General features: G+C 63.7%; 10 protein-coding genes, 1 pseudogene and 1 other annotated feature. Of the genes and pseudogenes, 6 read left to right on the forward strand and 5 right to left on the reverse strand.

The window, feature by feature from the left end; genetic code table 11:
* Positions 1-528: pseudogene (locus AC16HO_RS00170) on the reverse strand (transposase); the annotation flags it as partial.
* Positions 137-253: a sequence feature (AL1L pseudoknot), on the reverse strand. It overlaps the preceding pseudogene by 117 nt.
* Positions 529-769: 241 nt before the next feature.
* Here AC16HO_RS00170 and AC16HO_RS00175 point away from each other — a divergent pair.
* The 6 genes from AC16HO_RS00175 to AC16HO_RS00200 all read left to right on the forward strand — a co-directional run bounded on the left by AC16HO_RS00175 (position 770) and on the right by AC16HO_RS00200 (position 11,022).
* Entirely contained in the window at positions 770-2,566 is a 1,797-nt protein-coding gene (locus AC16HO_RS00175) for an amidohydrolase (RefSeq protein WP_395643660.1), read from the forward strand.
* A gap of 289 nt (positions 2,567-2,855) precedes the next feature.
* The gene (locus AC16HO_RS00180) at positions 2,856-5,381 is read left to right on the forward strand and encodes a TonB-dependent receptor plug domain-containing protein (protein WP_395643659.1); all 2,526 of its coding nucleotides are present in this window, start codon (positions 2,856-2,858) and stop codon (positions 5,379-5,381) included.
* A 15-nt stretch (positions 5,382-5,396) separates the two neighbouring features.
* Positions 5,397-7,133 carry a gamma-glutamyltransferase gene (ggt, locus tag AC16HO_RS00185; RefSeq protein ID WP_395643658.1) on the forward strand — a complete coding sequence of 579 codons (1,737 nt, stop codon included), beginning with the start codon at positions 5,397-5,399 and terminating at the stop codon, positions 7,131-7,133.
* Positions 7,134-7,339: 206 nt separating this feature from the next.
* Entirely contained in the window at positions 7,340-8,545 is a 1,206-nt protein-coding gene (gene gltS, locus AC16HO_RS00190; protein WP_395643657.1) for a sodium/glutamate symporter, read from the forward strand.
* Positions 8,545-9,798: a D-amino acid dehydrogenase gene (locus AC16HO_RS00195; RefSeq protein WP_395643708.1), complete on the forward strand. Its 1,254-nt coding sequence runs from the start codon at positions 8,545-8,547 to the stop codon at positions 9,796-9,798. Before gltS ends, AC16HO_RS00195 begins: the two co-directional genes overlap by 1 nt.
* 3 nt (positions 9,799-9,801) lie before the next feature.
* Positions 9,802-11,022, forward strand: coding sequence for a serine hydrolase domain-containing protein (locus AC16HO_RS00200; protein WP_395643656.1), 1,221 nt, complete (start codon positions 9,802-9,804; stop codon positions 11,020-11,022).
* Positions 11,023-11,046: 24 nt separating this feature from the next.
* Here AC16HO_RS00200 and AC16HO_RS00205 read toward each other — a convergent pair whose 3' ends face one another.
* From AC16HO_RS00205 to AC16HO_RS00220, 4 genes are all read right to left on the reverse strand, one after another.
* Positions 11,047-11,910: a D-amino acid aminotransferase gene (locus AC16HO_RS00205; protein ID WP_395643655.1), complete on the reverse strand. Its 864-nt coding sequence runs from the start codon at positions 11,908-11,910 to the stop codon at positions 11,047-11,049.
* 45 nt (positions 11,911-11,955) lie between these two features.
* A complete protein-coding gene (locus tag AC16HO_RS00210) occupies positions 11,956-13,572 on the reverse strand; it encodes a sulfotransferase (RefSeq protein ID WP_395643654.1) in 1,617 nt (538 codons plus the stop codon).
* Between the two features lie 148 nt (positions 13,573-13,720).
* Entirely contained in the window at positions 13,721-16,849 is a 3,129-nt protein-coding gene (locus tag AC16HO_RS00215; RefSeq protein WP_395643653.1) for a TonB-dependent receptor, read from the reverse strand.
* A 337-nt stretch (positions 16,850-17,186) separates the two neighbouring features.
* A complete protein-coding gene (locus AC16HO_RS00220) occupies positions 17,187-18,890 on the reverse strand; it encodes an N-acyl-D-amino-acid deacylase family protein (protein ID WP_395643652.1) in 1,704 nt (567 codons plus the stop codon).
* Positions 18,891-19,134 lie beyond the last annotated feature (244 nt).

Below are 19,134 nucleotides of genomic sequence, written 5' to 3' on the forward strand. Positions count from 1 at the left end.
CCTTGCGCGCGCCGTACACCGCCATGTTCTCGGCGAAGACACGACGGATCGATTGGCACAAGTCCTCGTCGCGGCGCGCCCGCGCCGAACGGCGATCCGGATGGCGGCGTTCCTGTGCATGGCGGCGATATGTCGATGGAGCAATCGGCAAGACGCGGCAGATCGGCTCGACTCCATGGACGGCGCGGTGATCGTCGATGAACGCGATCATGGTTTGAACCGGCGGTCGAGCTCCGCCTGTGCAAAATACGCCGACGCCTTGCGCAAGATCTCGTTCGCCTGGCGCAGTTCTCGAATCTCCCGTTCCAGCGCCTTGAGCCGATCACGCTCTGGTGTGTTCAGCCCTGCGCGCTGGCCTTCATCGACCTGCGCCTGCCGTACCCAGCGCCGCAACGTCTCCGACGTGCAGCCCAGCTTGCTGGCCACCGAGGCGATCGTCGCCCATTCCGAACCGTGTTCGGCCTGGTGCTCGCGTACCATCCGTACCGCCCGTTCTCTCACTTCCGCGGAATACTTCGAGTTTGTCATTGCTCCATCCTCTCAAGAGTGGGAGCCTCCGACAAACCCGGGGCGGTTCAGACGGCCATTGTGCCGTCGAGAAAGCAACTGCAACGGCAGGTTATACCAAGTTTTTTATGGCACATTGGCACTGCCGAAACGTATTGCTAGAGAGTCTGCGACCGCTACCGCCGCATGACTGCCGCGGTAGCGGTCGAATCCATCGACGCAGATTGCGCGCAACTTGGGGCATCGAATGAAATCGTTCCACGTGTTATTCACTCCAGTCTTCGCCCTCACCCTCTCCGCTGCCGCGCATGCCGACGGCGCGCGGATAGACGGTTTCCCACCGAAGCTCCCGCCCGCGGACCTGGTGCTGCTCGATGCGACCATCGCAACGCTCGATCCGCTGCAACCCCAGGCACGGGCGCTCGCCGTGCGCGGCGGCAAGATCGTGGTCCTCGGTACCGACGCGGCGATCCGGCGCTACGTCGGCGAACAGACGAAAGTGCTCGACCTGCATGGCGCGTTCGTCGCCCCGGGTTTCATCGAGGATCATGGCCACCTGATGGACACCGGCGAATCGCTGATGCAGATCGATGTGGGCAAAGCCGCGAACTGGGACGAGGTCGTCGCGGCGGTGCAGGCCGCGGTCGCGAAAGCGAAGCCCGGCGAATGGATTGTCGGTCAGGGTTGGCAGCAGGCGAAGTGGAACAAGCTGCCGCAGCCGAACGTGGACGGCCTGCCGCTGCCGGCTGCACTCGATGCGGTCTCGCCGAATAATCCGGTTCTGCTCAACCACGCCAGCGGTCACGGCATCATCGCCAATGCGCAGGCGCTGAAGCTCGCCGGAATCGGCGATGACACCCCCGACCCTGCCGGCGGCGCCATCGTGCGCGATGCGCACGGACACGCGACCGGAATGCTGCGCGACAATGCGGCCGATCCGGTGTTTGCGGCCTACGACAAGTCGCTGAAAATGTTGCCGCCGGTCGCGCAGCAAGCGCGTCGCGAACGCGCGCTGCAACTGGCCGTACACAACGAAATCAGCAAGGGCATCACCACCTTCGTCGACCAGGGCGAAAATTTCAAGACCGTCGATTGGTTGAAGCAGCAAGCCGGCAAGGGTCTGCCGCTGCGTCTGTACGTCTACATCGGGGAAACTTCACCGGCCGAACTCGACAAGCATCTCGCCGAATACCGCACCATCGGTTACGCCGACAACCACTTCACCGTGCGCGGCATCGGCGAGGACGTCGCCGACGGCGCGCTCGGCACGCACAGTGCGTGGTTTCTCGAAGGGTACAGCGACGCGCCGATGCTGACCGGCCTCAGCGTCAACAAGATCGACAAACTGTCGCAATTGGCGAAGATCGCCGCACGCGACGGATTCCAGGTCGCCTTCCATGCCATCGGCGATCGCGCCAACCGCGAATTGCTCGACATGTATCAGGACATTTTCAATCAGTATCCCGAAGCGAGGAATCTGCGCTGGCGCATCGAACACGCACAGCATCTCGCGCCGTCCGACATCCCGCGCTTTGCCGAGCTCGGCGTGATCGCGTCGATGCAGTCCATCCACGCCTGCTCGGACGCTCCGATGGTGGTGTCGCGCCTCGGCGAGAAACGCGCGCAGGAAGGCGCTTACGTCTGGAAGGCGCTCATCGATGCCGGCGCGATCGTGCTCGACGGCACCGATACGCCGGTCGAGGACACCAATCCGATCGCGAATTTCTACTGCGGCGTCACCCGCGCCTACGCGCGCGGCAGCAAGAAGTTTTTCCCCGACCAGGCCAAGACGCGAATGCAGGAACTGCAGGCGTACACCTGGAACAACGCCTACGCGATCTACGCGGAAAACGAACTCGGTTCGCTCGCGCCGGGCAAGCTGGCCGACATTACGGTGTTCTCGGGCAATCTGCTGACGATCCCGGCCGACGACATCCTGCGCACGCGCGTGCTCTACACGATCATCGGCGGCAAGGTCGTGTATGCGCACCCCGATGCCGGCAAATGGCACAGGGGACAATGGTTCGAGGCGATGCCGGAGTTCGATCACGCCGAGTGAGAAAACCGTGGCGCCGTGCGCCGCGAATCCACCCGACCCATCGCCTGCCCACCCGCGGCGCAACGCCCACAACCTCAAGTTATGCAAAGCGCCGACATTTTCATTGGTGGCTTGCACACACGCATGCCTATGCTTGGCTCAGGGCCGTGGATGGCACGGGAGAGTGAATTGTCCATTTCCGATTCTGGAATCGTCGGCGGAGCTCGATCTTTTGCGGATAATGTCGCGCCACCGCGTTGATTTGCACTACTTTGCCAACCAAAACACAAACGACCACAGCGGAGAACCCATGAGCAAGTCCCTTGGCAATTTTGTCCCGAAGTTGCTGTCCGCCGCGATCCTGCTTGCGCTCTGCAACACCGCCGCGGCGCAGGACGCGACTGCACCCGCATCGAGCGATGCATCGGACAAAGCGTCCGCCACAGCGAAAAACCAGAGCCTCGGCACGGTCATCGTGACCGGCACGCGCACCAGCGGACGCACGCTCAACTCGTCGCTGACGCCGATCGACATCATTTCCGCGAACGATTTGAAAGCAACCGGGACGACCGATCTTCCGCAGGCCCTGGCCCGCCTGGTTCCATCGTTGAACTTCCCGAACTTCTTTGCCTCGGACACCTTCGCGTTCCAGCGCCCGTTCGAATTGCGCGGCCTGTCGCCAGACCAGGTTCTTGTCCTCGTCAACGGCAAGCGCTGGCACTCCGGCGCATTGCTGATGACGCTCGGCCAACTCGGTCAGGGCTCACAAGGCGCGGATCTGAACAGCATCCCCATGTCCGCCGTCGATCATATCGAAGTGCTGCGCGACGGCGCCTCAGCGCAGTACGGTTCGGACGCCCTCGCCGGCGTCATCAACGTAATCCTGAAAAAAGGCGCGGAAGGGGGCGATGCGCAATTCTCCGCAGGCGAATATTCCGCGGGCGACGGCATGCAGTGGCAGGGCACGGCCAATTTCGGCGTACCGTTGGGTGGCGACAAGGGTTGGCTGCGAATCGCCGTGGACGACATCAACCAGGACCCCACCAACCGTGCCCGCCCCGACCGCCGCGCCGGACTGACGCAGTTGGGTGTGAAATTTCATTCCGGGGTGACGGAATTCGAAGCGCAGAACCTGTTTTTCAATGCCCAGTACGATTTCACCCCCGGAGTACAGTTCTACGCCTTCGGCCACTGGAGCCAGCGCGTCGGCAATCCCTACGCCTACTTCCGCTACGGCAGCAATTACCCGGCCTATGCGTCCGGGTCGCTGCTCAACGTGACGAAAAAACTCGGGCCCGTATTTCCCGAGGGCTTCACGCCGTTCGAGCACGGCGACTCGATCGACCGCTCCTTGGTCGCGGGGCTGCGCGGAACCTGGAACGACTGGCATTGGGATGTCAGTGCGAACTACGGCGGCAACCAGGTGTTCTACAGCACCTTCAACTCCATCAACTATGCGCTGCTGTACGATACCGGCAGCAGTCCGCGCAACTTCTATGACGGTCAGTTGAAGTCGCAGCAGCAGACATTCGACGTCGACATCTCGCGCGAAATCCGGCCGAGCTTCCTGCCCAATCCGGTGACGTTGTCGTTCGGCGCGCAATGGCTGCGGCAGTCGTACGACGTCAAGGCAGGCGAGCTGGGTTCGTATTACGTCGGCACGCCCGGCATCGTCGGCGGCGCTCAGGGGTTTGCAGGCTGGGGGCCGGCGAACGCGCTCTCGGTTTCGCGCAACGACCTATCCGAATACGTGCAGTTGGAAACCAACTTGACCGACAAGTTGAGCGGTTCGCTGGCGGCGCGCCACGAGGACTATTCCGACTTCGGCAGCACCACGTCCGGTGCGCTGGCGCTGCGCTACGATTTCGTCGACGGGTTTGCCCTGCGCGGCAGCGTTTCGACCGGCTTCCGCGCGCCGACGTTGGGCCAGCAGCACTACAACGCAGTCACCTCGACCGCCCAGGGCGCCGGCAACTCGCTCGGATTGCCGCCGGGCATTTACTTGAGCGGTTTGGTACCGGTGGACAATCCGCTCGCCAAGCTGCTCGGTGCCACACCCCTGAAGCCCGAAACCTCGCAGAGCATCACCCTGGGCGCGGTATGGAATCCGAATGCGGCGCTCAGCACGAGCGTCGATATCTATCAGATCACGATTGACGATCGCATTGCGATGTCGAGCACGCTGTCGTTGGCGACGCCGTCGGTGATCCAGTACCTGGCCGCAAACGGCATCAGCAACCTGCAATACAGCGGCGTCCGCTATTTCACCAACGCGGGCACCGTGCGTGCGCAGGGCATCGACGGCGTGGCCAGCCATCACGCGGACCTCGGCGACGCCGGCAGCCTGACGACCACGGTCTCGGCCACCTACAACAAGAACAAGGTCACCAACATCGCGCCGAACCCGGAGGTGCTCAACCAGTTGAGTGGCGCCACGTTCCTGCGTCTGGACCGCAATGCCACGCTCGGCCTGCTTGCCGATGCCGCTCCGCGCAGCAAGATCATCCTGAGCGAAACCTGGGAGACCGGGCGCTGGAGCCTGACCGGCAGCGCGACCCGCTACGGTCGCGTCACGTTCTATTCGTCGGGCCGTAAATCGAGCACCGATCCCTCGTTCGACGATCAGGTGTTTCCGGGCAAGTGGATTTTCGATGTGGCTGCAAACTACACCGTGAATCGTTTGCGCTTCACGCTCGGCGTCGACAACCTGTTCAACACCTATCCGGCACTGGTGGTTCCGAGCCAGGACAACAACGGCACGTTCCCCTACCCCGGAGCTTCGCCGTGGGGCAGCCAGGGCGCATTCGTCTACGGCAAAGTCCAATATCGCTGGTAAGGTCGGAGCATGGACATGAGCCAGAGCATCGTGCCGCAAGCACACACGGAATCCCGCAGCCAGTCGTGGCCGCATCGGTTGGCTGCTGCAGCAGTCGTTGTCGCACTCTGTACTCCGGCGTTTGCCCGCGACACCGGCACGACGACGAAGACGGCCGCGATCGCCAGCGCCAACGCGCACGCCACCGAAGCCGGCTTCAGTGTGCTCGCCGAAGGCGGCAACGCGATGGATGCCGCAATTGCGGTCGCCACGTCGTTGTCCGTGGTCCAGCCGGAAGCGTCCGGCATCGGCGGCGGTTTTCTCGCATTGATCCATGATGCGGCAAGCGGCAAGGACACGTTCATCGACTCGCGCGAGATGGCGCCGGCTGCGGTGAAGTCAGCCGACTACCTCAACGCGGACGGCACACCCAATCGCGACACCTCGCTCAACGGCCCGCTCGCGGCGGGCATCCCCGGCTCGCCCGCCGGACTCGCCTACATCGCACAGCATTTCGGCAAGCTGCCGCTGGCGAAATCGGTTCAACCGGCGATCCTGCTTGCGGAAAAAGGCTTCCATCCGAGCGAGGCGCTGGTGCGATCGATCGGACACCGTGCCGACGTGCTGCATCGCTACGCCGCATCGACGGCCAAGTTTTTCCCGAACGGCAAGGCGCCGACGACGAACAGCATCTTCCGCGACGAGGCGCAGGCGCGTACGTTGAAGACGTTTGCGGAAAAAGGCGCCGACGGCTTCTACAAGGGCGAAGTCGCCGAAGAAATGGCCGCCGCGGTAAAGGCCGCGGGCGGCACGTGGACGACGGCCGACCTCGCCAGCTATCGGGCCAAAGAGCGCGCGCCGATCGAGCTGACCTACAACGGCTACCGGGTCATCACCGCACCGCCGGTGTCGTCGGGCGGCGTCGTCGTCGGTGAAGTGCTGAACATCCTCGCCGGCATCGATCTGAAGAGTCTCGACCAGGTGCATCGCATCCACTATGAAGTCGAGGCGATGCGCCGCGCGTATCGCGATCACAACGAATATCTGGGCGACCCAGATTTCGTGAAGATGCCGATGGACATGCTGCTCTCCCCGTACTACGCCGACGGCTTGCGTCAAAGCATCCTGCCCGACCGCGCGACCAAATCGGAGTGGCTGCCGGCCACACACGCCAAGGAGCCGGGCATGCACACGACGCATTTCTCGATCATCGACCAGTACGGCAACATGGTGTCGATGACCTGCACGGTGAACACCACGCTGGGTTCGGCCTTCGTCGCCGGCAAGAGCGGCGTGCTGCTCAACAACGAAATGGACGACTTCGCGCTCGTCGCCGGCCAGCCGAATGCCTTCGGCCTGATCGGTGGCGACGCCAACGCGCCGGTCGCGGGCAAGCGCATGCTGTCGTCGATGACGCCGAGCTTCGTCATCGGCAAGGATCGCCTCGCCGTGATCGGTTCGCCGGGAGGCTCGACGATCATGACCCAGGTACTCGAGGGCATGCTCGCGTTCATGGACGGCAAGAGCGCGCCGGAGATCACCGCGCAGAAGCGTTTCCACCATCAATACCTGCCCGACGTCGTCGAGATCGAACCCGGCAGCCTGCCTGTCGATGTGGTCGAGAAACTCAGGGCGATGGGCTACGACGTCCGCGAGCGCGAACCCTGGGGCAACATGAACGTCGTGGTCTGGGACAAGACAACGGACACGAAGACGGCGGCCAGCGATCCGCGCAGCAAGAGCGGCCTCGGCAAGGTGCAAGTCGTTCGTTGACGACAAACCGCGCAATACAAGCCCCTCTCCCTTGATGGTCGAGGGGTTGGGGAGATGGTGAGTCGAAGTCAGTGCATTCACGTGGCGTACCCCTCTCCCGAAGCGCTTCGCGCTTCGACCTCGCCCGCAAGGGGACAGGTGAAAACAGGCGCTGCGTCCGTGAATATCTGAATCAGAACTATCCAGGAGACTCCCAAGGAAGACGCATGCTGACCCTCGATCCGATCCAGACACTCGCGGCCGGCGGCCTGTGCCTGCTCGCCGGCTATGACCTGCGTCGACGGATTCCGCTGCTTGCGCGGTTCAACATTCCGGCCTCCGTGATCGGCGGTCTGGTCGTCGCGCTGGCGCTGCTGGCGTGCCGGCATTGGGATTACGTGCCGATGCGGTTCGATGCGTCGCTGTCCAGGCCGCTGATGATCGCGTTCTTCGCCAGTATCGGCTTCAACGCGAGCGTGAATCTGCTGCGAGTCAGCGGTCCGCAGGTCGTGTTGCTGCTCGGATTGGCCACGTTTCTCGCCGTCGTGCAGAACTTCGTCGGCATCGGTGTGGCCAAGGCGTTCGGCTTGCATCCATTGTTCGGCATCGCCGCCGGATCGGCGACGCTGACCGGCGGCCCCGCCACCGGGCTCGCGTTCGCGCCGCTGCTCGAGCAGGCCGGCCTCGTCGGCGCGGCAAGCATCGCGATGGCCTCGGCCATGGCCGGCATCGTGCTCGGCTCGATCATCGGCGCACCGCTGGCGACCCTGCTGATCGAGCGCTACCGCCTTGCGCGCGGATCATCCGCCACCGTTGCGCCGGCGGCACGCGTCGCCTGCGCAACGACAACGGACGCCGGCAGCGAGGCGGAACGGTTCCAGAGCACTCTCAAGCACATCGTCCTGCTCCTGTTCGCCATGGGCGTGGGCGCGTGGATCAGCGACGGCCTGCACGCACTGGGTGTGACCTTGCCCAGTTATACCGGCGCGATGCTGGTCGGCGCGCTGATCCGCAATCTCGACGACCGCTTCGGTTGGTTCCGCGTTTCGATGCCCGGCATCGAAGGCATCGGCAACATCTGCCTCTCGCTCTTCATCTCCGTCGCGTTGATGGATCTACATCTGTGGGAACTGGCCGGCATGGCGATGCCGCTGCTGGTCGATCTCGCCTTGCAGACGATCGTCGTCGTCGCCTTTTGCTGCTGGCCACTGCTGCGGCTGATGGGCCGCGACTACGATGCCGCAGTCATCACCGGCGGTTTCGCCGGCTTCATGCTCGGCATCACCGCCAATGCCATGGCGGTGATGGAATCGCTGGTCGAACGCTTCGGCCCCGCGCCACGTGCCTTTCTCGTCGCGCCGCTGGTCGGCGCGTTCCTGATCGACTTCACGAATGCCATCGTGATCACATTCTTCATCAACGGTTGGAAATGATGCGCGTAATCGTTGCGGGCGGCGGCGTCATCGGCGTGAGCAGCGCCTGGTATCTGGCGCGCGCCGGCTTCGAGGTGACCGTGGTGGATCGCCAGAACGCGCCCGCGCAGGAGACCAGTTTCGCCAACGCCGGACAGATTTCGCCCGGTTATGCTTCGCCGTGGGCCGCGCCCGGCGTGCCGCTGAAAGCGTTGAAATGGTTGTTCTCCCGCGATGCGCCGCTGACGATCAGGCCAGGGCTCGATCCGCGCCAGTACCTGTGGCTGTTGCAGATGTTGCGCAACTGCACGGCTCGGCGCTACGCCATCAACAAGGCGCGCATGGTACGTCTGTCCGAATACAGCCGCGATTGTCTCGATGAATTGCGCGCGGAAACAGGCATCGACTACGAAGGCCGACAACTCGGCACCGTACAGTTGTTTCGCACGCAGGCACAGCTCGACGATGCAGGCAAGGACATCGCGGTGCTCGAGCAATATGGCGTGCCTTACGAAATGCTCGATCGCACGGGCATCGTGAAAGCGGAGCCGGCGCTGGCCGGAATCGTTGATCGGCTGGCCGGAGCGCTGCGCCTGCCACGCGACCAGACCGGCGATTGCGCCTTGTTCACGCAGCGGCTGGCCGAGCGGGCGCAAGCGGCCGGCGTGGAGTTTCGCTACAACGCCTCGGTCGAAGCGCTCGAAGTTTCCGGAAATCGCATCACCGGCATGCGCATCGATGGCAAGATCGAGAAGGCAGACCGCCATGTGCTCGCCCTCGGCAGCTACACGCCGAAGTTGCTCGCGCCGCTCGGTATCCGCCTGCCCGTGTATCCATTGAAGGGATATTCGCTCACCTTGCCGATCATCGATCCGGCGATGGCGCCCGTTTCCACGGTGCTCGATGAAAACCACAAGGTCGCCGTGACCCGGTTCGAACAACGCATCCGCGTCGGCGGCATCGCGGGCGTGTGCGGCTACGATCTGTCGTTGCCGCCGCGGCGCCGCGCGACGTTGGAGAAAGTCGTCGCCGAGTTATACCCACAAGGAGGCGATCTGGCCCGCGCGCAATTCTGGACGGGCCTGCGCCCGGCAACGCCGGACGGCACACCCGTGATCGGCAGCGCGGGTTTCGACAACCTCTATCTCAACACCGGCCACGGCACGCTCGGCTGGACCATGGCCTGTGGCTCGGGACGCTATCTTGCCGACCTGATGGCGCGCGTGACGCCGCGAATCAGCGGCGAAGGGCTGGATATCTCCCGCTATGGCTGAGCGATGAATATCGGAAGGCTGCTATCGGCCTGCGGCGTGTCGTGCCTGCTGCTCGTCTCCGCTGCGGCACGTGCGGATGGCCCCGTCGCCAGCGTGCGCGTCGCTTTCGATCGCGACGGCATCACTTCCATACAGACCGACGGCTTCGCCGACAAGGCGATCGCGCGCAGGATCAACGCCGATGATCCGGTGCGCGTCGCCTCGATTTCCAAACTGGTCACCATGATCGGCGTGATGCGCCTGGTCGAGGCCGGCAAACTCGAACTGGACGCCGATGTCTCGATGTATCTCGGATTCAAGCTGCGCAATCCCGCGTTTCCGGATGCGCCGATCAGCTTGCGCCTGCTCGTGTCGCACCGCTCCAGTCTCACCGACGCCGCCGGCTACTGGCAGACGCCGCTCGACGGCCGTCTGCGCGACACGCTGGCTGATCCTCGCGCATGGGATCCCGAGCACGCACCCGGCACCTACTTCCGCTACACCAATCTCAACTTCCCCGTGGTGGCGCAGGTGATGGAACGCGTCACCGGCGAGCGCTTCGATCGTCTCATGCAGCGCCTCGTGCTCAAGCCGCTCGGCACCGGCGCCTGCTTCGGCTGGGCTGCCTGCGACCAAGCCGCCGCCGCACGCGCGGTGGTGCTCTACGACACCGGCGGCAGACCGTTGATGGACGACAATCACGGCCGCCGGCCGGACTGCGCGGTACGATCCGCTCGCGATGGCAGCTGCGATCTGTCGCGTTATCATCCCGGCGAAAACGGCGCGCTGTTCGGACCGCAGGGCGGCCTGCGCATTTCGGCCCTCGACCTCGCCCGCGTCGGCATGATGCTGCTCGGCGACGGCAGGCTCGCCCTCAACGGCGAGCGCCTGCTGACGCCCGAATCCGCGCACGCGATGGCGACGCCAACGTGGCAATACGACGGCCGCAATGGGCTGACCTTCGAAGAGGACAGTGACGACCACCAGCCGGGATTCTTCTGCCGCTGGGGCATGGGCATGCAGATTCTCGCTACGCATGCCGAGGGTTGCCGCGACGATCCGTTCGCCGACGGCATTGCCCGCATCGGCCACTCCGGCACCGCCTACGGCGTGCAGGCGGGCATCTGGCTGGACCGCGGGCACGGCAGCGGCGTGGTGTGGTTCGCGACCGGCATGCCCGAGAAACGAAGCGACGGACGCTCGGCATTCAGTGCCGTGGAAGAAAAATTCGCTGTTGGGAAGTGACCTGCCGTCGATCACGAATCCGGATCAACCGGCTTCGCGTTGCTTGAGTGCCTGGAATTCTTCGAACACGCGGCGCCAGATCGAACCGGGCCTGCCCTGCCCGACCGCCTTGCCGTCAAGCACGGTGACCGGCAAGGCCTCGCGCGTCGAGCTCGCGATCCAGATTTCATCGGCGGTCAGCAATTCATCGCGGCCGACTTCGCGCACGTCCAGCGGCAACCCCAATGCATCGAGCACGTCGCCGACGACGCCGCGGGTGATGCTCGGCAGGCGTTCGTGGCTGGCCGGCGGCGTGGCGATGCGGCCATCCTTGACGACGAACACGGCGCTCGAACTGCCTTCGGCGAGGCGCTCGCCGCGCACGAGGATCGCCTCGTCGGCACCAAGCCGCTTGGCTTCGATTTTCAGCATCACCGGGCCGACCAGCGCGACGGACTTGATGTCGCAACGCTGCCAACGAATGTCTTCGAGCGTTGCCGCCGAGATGCCTCGCGCAAGCAGCTCGGGCCTCGGCGGCGCGAGCCGGAAGCAGAAGCCAAATACGGTTGGCTGCATGTCCGACTCGGGCAGGAAATCACGCCCCTTGCCGGCGCCACGAGAGACTTCGAGGTAGACGCCCATGTCGCCGCCGCCGTTGGCGGCGATCAGCTCACGCAAAAGCGCGGCCCAGCGCGTGCGTGAGTACGGATTGGCGATTTCGAGCGCGGTCAGGCCATCCTGCAACCGATCGAAGTGCGCGTCGGGGCGAAGCGGTTTGCCGGCGTAGACCGGCACGACCTCGTAGATGCCGTCGCCGAACAGGAAGCCGCGATCGAGCGGCGAAATGCGCGCATCGACCACCGGAACGATGGCGCCATTGAGCAGGGATTTGGGAAGTGCGTCGGTCATTTCGATGGTTGAATGGATAGTAGTCGGCAGGGTCGGAATCCGCGTTCATTCCACCGCGATCCCGGCGGCGCGCAGGCGCCGGCGCAGCGGATCGAGCTTGTCGCCGTAGCGCGCGCTGCGCGCGGTGTCGCGGCGCAACGGCTGGCGCACCTGCGCCGCGCTCGGCGCACTGAGCACGGCGCGCTCGGTCTTGTGGAATTCGAGGCAGGCGGGATCGAACGGCAGCCCGCAGAAATCGAGCAGGCGCCGAATTTCGCTTTCCGCGTCGGCCTGCAGGTTTTCGTACTGGAGATCGAGCACGCGGTCGGGAAATTTTTCACGCCAGAAACGCGTGAGGCGCAGGAAGTCGATGCAGTAGTCGGCCAGTTCGTCGAGGTCGCAGGCGAATGCGCTGCGTTCGCTGAAAAGCTGGCGGAAGCAGGCGAGGCAGGTCTCCACCGGATCGCGTCGGATGATCACCACGCGCGCCGCCGGCAGCATCGCCAGTGCCGGGCCGACGAGATACCAGCTCACCAGGCTTTTGTCGGTGAAGCGCGGCTTGGTCTTGCGCCAGCGTGCGGTGCGCGCGAGGTATTCACGGCCGAGGCGCTGCCAATCCTGCGCCGTGGCATCGGCGGCCCAAAGCGGATACGCCGAATTGCGGAGCTTGGTCTCCGCATCGATGACCTCGGTAATGTCCTTGATCTCGTTCGCGCCCTCGACCTGCGGATGCGACGCCAGGATCTGCTCGACCAGGGTCGAGCCGGAACGCGGAATGCTGACGATGAAGATGACTTCGCCGCCAAGTCGTTCGTCCAGTGGCGGCGGCATTGCGTCGGCGAATACGCGCTCGATTTCCTCCACCCGCCTGCGTTCTCCCGCCGCGTCCCACTTCACGCGCCGGCGCCGCGAGGCATTCGCTGCGCGGAACGTCTCGAAGGCCTGCGCGTAGTCGCCCTGGTTCTCCAGCGCCTTCGCGTAGGTGAAGCCGATCAACTCGCGGTCGCGCGGCGACAGGATCGGACGCGCCAGGGCGCTGCGCAGGGACGCGGCATCTGCGGCGTCGAAGCGAACCGTGTTGAGGTTCGACAAACCGAACCAGCCTTCGGCATTGCCTGGATCGCGCCGCAACACTTCGCGGAAACCCGCGATCGCGGCGTCGACCTCGCCGAGGCTCGCCTGCGCCTTGGCCAACGACAGCCGCGCGGACACATGCGCGGGATCGAGCTCGAGCGCGCGGCGCAATGCGGCGACGGCATCGATGGTGTGCACTTGTTGCACGAGCGCCTCGCCGAGATTGAACCAGGCCGAAGCGGAGCGCGGCGCAAGCTCGCAGGCATGACGCAGGTGCGTCACCGCATCCGCGGTTTCGCCGCGCTCGTGCAGCGCGATGCCGAGACAGACGTAAATGTCGGAGTCATCCGGATGCGCCGCCAGCACGCGCCGGAAGCAGTCGATCGCACGGGCATGGTCACCAAGACGCTGCACCACCATGCCGAGCATGCGGACAGCATTCAGCGCGTTCGGCGCCAGCGCGAGCACATTGGACAGCGAGTGTTCGGCGGCGGCGAAGTCGCGGCGCTCCCACTCCTCACGCGCACGCGCGAGCATGCGCGCGGCCGTGCGCGAAAGCGGCGGCTGCGACGTATCCGGCGCAGGATGGCGGTTGGATTGAAGCGTCATGTCGTCACCGTCTTGACCCGGCGCTCGAAGCACTTCGCTTCGAGCACCGATTCTTCGATTCGAGACGGCAGGCTACACAAGATGCCTTCAGTCCACAAAAAAAACGCCGGGCAAGTCCCGCCCGGCGTGGAGAGACGGTTTGCATTCTTCAGAAGTCGTACGCCACGGAAAATCGGACATAACGGGGTGGCGTCGAGTCGAGCACCCTGCCGTAGTCGACTCTCGGATTGGACGTCGAGCGGAAGCTGTCGCCGTAATACAAAGGTACCTGCTTGTTGAACACATTGAAGACTGCCAGGTTGAAATCGAGCTTGTGATCCGCCCAGCCCGGCCTGTAGTCGACGTTGAGATTGAATTGATGGTTCCACGGCAGTCGGCCGAGCGAACCCGGCGGGACCGGCTTGCCTCCGCACCAGTAGTAGGTGTTGGAACCGTGCAAGGCGACTTGATCCACGCCGTAGCGGCCGCGGCACATGCGCGGCGTACCCGAGGCAATGTACATGTTGGCGCCGAGCGTCCACTCCGGTGTCAGCGCATACGCGCCGAACATCTTGAGCTGGTGCTTGCGGTCGTTCGGCTGCACGCCATCGGAATATTCCATCCTTTCCGGAAAATCCCAGGCGGTGGTGAGCGATTCGTAGGAGCCGCCCTGCGCGGAATACGTGCTAACCGGCCCTTCGGTGTTACCCCAGGTACGCGAGAACACGTAGTCGATCTTGGCGAACCACTTGCTGTCCCAGGCATGTTCCAGCGATAGGTTGATCGAGTAGTAGCGACGCTTCGGACCCCTCGGAAAACCCTGGTCGGCGGCAGTGAACTTCACCGGCACGAGGCTGCCGTCCGGCGCCTTCATCAGCAGGTTGTTGGTCTCGCCGGGATTCATCAATACCAGGCTCTGCGCCCACTGATCGCACGTGTCCGGCGTCATCCAGGCATAGCCTTGCGCACGTCCCGCCGCGCACTCGTTCTGGATGGCGTCGACGTCGTCGATGATGCGGCGCATTCTCTGGTATGTGCCGGTCGCGCCGAACGTCCAGTTTGTACCGAGCATGTCGAACTGCTGCTGCATGCCGAAGACAAAGTTATCGGAGAACTCGGCCTTGATGTTCTGTGAGGCAGAGATGCGCGGATCCTTGGCCTGGCCGTATTCGCTGTCGATCGATACGCCGGTCGTCGGATTCTGCGGCAGTGGCGTGAAGCCGATCGGCTCGCCGGTGGTCGGGTTGATGCCTGTATAGGTGCCGTAGACACCGGCATTGGTCACCGGTGCTGCGATCGACAGCGCCACCTGCGACGGCAACGCCAGGTAGTAGCGGCCGGCATTGCCGAACAGCTTCAGGCTGGAATCGCCATGCACGTCCCAACTGAAGCCGAGGCGCGGCGCCCATTGCGGCTTGGTCTCGCGGATGTACGGTTCACCCGACGCGGAGTAGTTGACGAACGAGTCGTCGCGCAGACCGAGGTTCAGCAACAGGTTCGGCGTGATCTGCCAGTTGTCCATCACGTAAGCAGCACGCTGTGCGACGCGCATGGAAGCAGCCGAGATGTCGACGTGTTTTTGCACGTAGTAGCAATGCGTCTTGCCGCTGGCGTCGGGATGGCATTGCGTCGACGGCGCGACATAAGGCGGAACGCTGGAATCAACGCCGAATACCGGCTGACCGGGGGTGCTCGTGCCGTAAATCCATTGGTAACCCGTGCCCGGGTTCAGAGAGCCGTCGTTCAAGTCCCAGGAGTTGATGTTGTCGATGCCGATCTGGAAATCGTGCGAGCGCCACTTCCAGTCGAGACTCAAACGGTAGTTCGCGACCGTTTCACGATGATTGGGATCGGCTATCGATGAATTGGTCTGCGAGTTGGAAACGCCGCCGGGCGGAGCGAACGCCGGATCCTGATTGGATGCGCTCGCAACATGCGGCAACGACGGATCAAAACCAGGGTAGCCGGGCTGTTCCGTGTAGTACTCGCCGTGCATCTTGCCGAACGTCGCGTTCAGGGTCAGGTTGTCGGTGAGGTAGGAGGTGTAGTTGGCCACCCACATGCGAAAAGCAGTCTTGCCGGTCTGATCGAGGCTGTTGAACCCGCCGCGCTGCAAGCTGCCATAGTCGAAATCGTAGATCGTTCCCCAGGTCTTGTGCTCGTTCTGCAGACCGGTAAGGCTGAAGACGTTGGCATCGTTGATGTTCCAGTTGATCTTGGCGTAGACCTTCGGGTCATGGACGGTGATGTCTTCGCTGGTGGCGCTGCTGCTGAACGACGAGGTGGTGCGGTAACGAGTATTGTCCTGCTCGACGCCGACGAAGAAGAACAGCTTGTCTTCGATGATCGGACCGCTGGCGTAGGCGTCGTAGATCGTTTCGCTGTGGTTGTTGTTCTTGCGGAAGACGGCCAGATCACCGGGTCTGCTGCCAGGTGTCGTGATCAGCGGATTGGCGTAGTAGTAATTGATCGGATCGTCGCGTAGGCCGCCTGGCTGCCATGAAGCACGCGCACCGAAATGCCATTCGTTCGAGCCGCTCTTGCCGATCTGGTTGACCACGCCGCCGATGGAGCGGCCGTAGCGTGCGTCATAACCGCTGATGGAGGTCTGCTGCTGCTCGATTGCGCCATATGGCAGGGCGACGCCGCCCATGTTGTTGAGCAGCTCCGTGGTATTCATGCCGTCCACGTAGTAGGCGTTCTCCGCCGCGGAAGCGCCGCCGAATACCAAGGTCGGAGTTCCCAACGGGCCGGTGCCCAACTCGGCCGACGCCATGTTGACGCCCGGCGCGAGCATGGCGATATCCTCAGCGGTGCGCGCAATCGGCAACTGCTGCAACTGTTTCGCCGTGATCGTCGTCACCTGGTTGGTGGTGGATACGTCGATGGTGGCCGCCTGCCCCATCACCTTGATCTCGTTGAGCGTCGCAGCCGACGAAGCCGCCCCCGCCGCCGCGAAGTCGACTGCGACCGCACCCGCCGCTACCGGACTGACATCCTTGCGCGAGTCGACGACCTTGCCGTCCCGCAGCAGCGAGACGGTATAGGTACCGACCGGCAACGTCACCGAGTATTTGCCGTTGGCATCCACCTCGACGGTGCGATTGAAACCCGCACCGCCAGTGATCTGGACGGTTTCACCGGCGGCGACGGGGACGGTACCGTAAATGGTGCCGTTGGTTGCCTGCGCCCACACCGTATTGGCGAGGCTGAACGTGGCCGCTCCGATGGCGAGTGCCAGCGCCTTGCGCCGGAAGAGATTTCTGCGATGCAACGAACGCCGGGACGAGCTCTTCATGATCCGTACTCCCCAATCGTTGGAATTCCAGTGCAATCGGCTTGATGCGACCATCGTCCGTTGCTACGCCACGCCGGTATCGCACGCGACCCCACGACCGTGGCCACTGTGGATGAACCACATTGCGGCAAGCCGTTGAGAATACTGACCGCACGGCGGCAACCACCAATGAAAAGACCGACACCCGGCATAGCTGTGGGTTATGGTTTTCAACACACCACCTCGATGCCGCTCCCTCGACAATCACTTTCTGATGCGCGGCCAAATACACCAGCAGACAATCGTTCATCAGCCGCGGACCATCGCCGAGATGGCTTGCGGCCGGTCAGTGCTACGGTCAATCGGCGAACGCATACCCGGCGCCACGCAATACCTTCCCCGGAAGCGCATGCGTCATTTTGCCGTCCGCGATCACCGGAACGCCGTTCACGATGACGAAATCCATGCCCTCAGCGAGCTGATTGGGTTGCTCGAAGGTGGCGGTATCGCGGACCTTCGCGGGGTCGAACACGACAACGTCGGCGTACATCCCCGGCTTGATCACGCCGCGCTCGGTCAATCCCATACGTTGCGCCGCGAGCGCCGTGAACTTGCGGATCGCGTCAGGCAGCGTCAGCACGTGTTCCTGCTCGACGTATTTGTGGATGATCCGCGGAAACGTGCCGTACGCGCGCGGATGCGGATGCGCCTGACCGAGAATGCCCGTGGGCTCGGTGCCTTCCGAGTCGTTGCAGACCGAAACCCAAGGCTGCTTGAGGACCAGCGTCACGTCGGCCTGATCCATGCCAAATACCGCGACGCTGGTAGCTGCGTTGTCCTTGACCAGGATGTCGAGCGCCGCATCAAGGGGATCCTGATGCCATTCCCGGGCTATGTCGGAAATGCGCCGGCCCTGCAAAGGTCGCAATGCGGGATTGCCGACCGAGGTAACCAGGACGCCGTCCGGCCCAGGGGCCTCCTTCCACTCGTTGTTCCACTCATCGTCCTTGCCCGGATCCAGAATGTATTGCTTGATCTGCGCGCGCGTCGTTGGATCCTTCAGGCGCGCGAGCAACTTGTCGTCGCCGCCCGCGTGTGCCCACGGCGGCACGATCGATGCGAGCGAATTGCCCCACGCGGTATAGGCGTAGGTGTCTGCCGATACGTCCACTCCGCCTGCGCGCGCGCGTCCGATTGCGTCGATGATCCGGGGCATCGTGCCCCAATTGGCCTTGCCGGCGGCCTTCAGGTGAAAGATTTCGACCGGGATCGGCGCTTCGCGGCCGATCCGGAATGCCTCGTCGAGCGCGTTGAATTCGGCATTGCCTTCGTCGCGCATGTGGGTCGCATAAATCCCGCCGTATCGGGATGCCGCCCTGGCGAGCGCGATCAATTCATGCGTCGTGGCATAGGGCGCCGGCGCGTACTGCAGCGCACTCGACAGCCCCATGGCGCCATCGCGCATGGCAGCCTCGACCAACGCCTGCATCCGTTCCAACTGCGCCGGCGTGGGTTGCACGTCGTCGTCGCCGAGCACCATCCGTCGCACCGAAGCCGCGCCGACGTAGGTGCCGAAATTGATGCCGATGCCCTGCTTTTCGAGCCGGGTGAAATAGTCACTCAACGTACGCCACGTCGGCTTGATGCCGAGATGGTCATACGCCGCCTGATTGTTCTTGATGATGCGCTCGTCGAGCGGAGCGACCGAATCGCCTTCGCCGGTGATCTCCGTCGTGATGCCCTGGTAAATTTTGGAGGGCAGGCTGGGGGCGACGAGGATCGTCAGCTCGGATTGGCCGAGCATGTCGATGAACCCCGGGGCCACGATCTTGCCCTGCGCATCGATGCTGCGCTTCGCCCCTGCATCCCCCAACCGCCCGATCGCGACGATGCGGCCATCGCGAATTCCGACATCACCGCCGTACCACGGCGAGCCGGTGCCGTCGATGATGTGCCCGTTACGGATGACGAGGTCGTATTTGCCCGATGCCGGCCTTGCGGCAACGGCGGGAAAACAGACAACGCTCGCAAGAGTGATCGCGGCAAGGAACCTGCAATACATGGCAATCTCCAAGGTCGTGGTCCACCCTTTGGCCCAGGCACGCCTGGACCGCAATGATGGTGCGCGATCGAGCGTAGTTACCGCCTGTCGCAAACCACCAATGAAAAGACCGGTACCCGGCATAGCTTCGGGTTATGGTTATTTGTGCGCGGCTTTGCCGCCGCAAACCGGCAAGAACCGTTGCCCGACGCGCAAACCAACGTGCCTGTCGTGACCTGGACAAGCGCCGTCCGCATGGCGCGAG

It is taken from the genome of Rudaea sp., assembly GCF_057139185.1.

What these genes read in the sequence shown, in the direction of transcription:
- AC16HO_RS00180 (WP_395643659.1), top strand. Translation starts at nt 2,856, where the DNA reads ATGAGCAAGTCCCTTGGCAATTTTGTCCCGAAGTTGCTGTCCGCCGCG.
- ggt (WP_395643658.1), top strand. Translation starts at nt 5,397, where the DNA reads ATGAGCCAGAGCATCGTGCCGCAAGCACACACGGAATCCCGCAGCCAG.
- gltS (WP_395643657.1), top strand. Translation starts at nt 7,340, where the DNA reads ATGCTGACCCTCGATCCGATCCAGACACTCGCGGCCGGCGGCCTGTGC.
- AC16HO_RS00195 (WP_395643708.1), top strand. Translation starts at nt 8,545, where the DNA reads ATGCGCGTAATCGTTGCGGGCGGCGGCGTCATCGGCGTGAGCAGCGCC.
- AC16HO_RS00200 (WP_395643656.1), top strand. Translation starts at nt 9,802, where the DNA reads ATGAATATCGGAAGGCTGCTATCGGCCTGCGGCGTGTCGTGCCTGCTG.
- AC16HO_RS00205 (WP_395643655.1), bottom strand. Translation starts at nt 11,910, where the DNA reads ATGACCGACGCACTTCCCAAATCCCTGCTCAATGGCGCCATCGTTCCG.
- AC16HO_RS00210 (WP_395643654.1), bottom strand. Translation starts at nt 13,572, where the DNA reads ATGACGCTTCAATCCAACCGCCATCCTGCGCCGGATACGTCGCAGCCG.
- AC16HO_RS00215 (WP_395643653.1), bottom strand. Translation starts at nt 16,849, where the DNA reads ATGAAGAGCTCGTCCCGGCGTTCGTTGCATCGCAGAAATCTCTTCCGG.
- AC16HO_RS00220 (WP_395643652.1), bottom strand. Translation starts at nt 18,890, where the DNA reads ATGTATTGCAGGTTCCTTGCCGCGATCACTCTTGCGAGCGTTGTCTGT.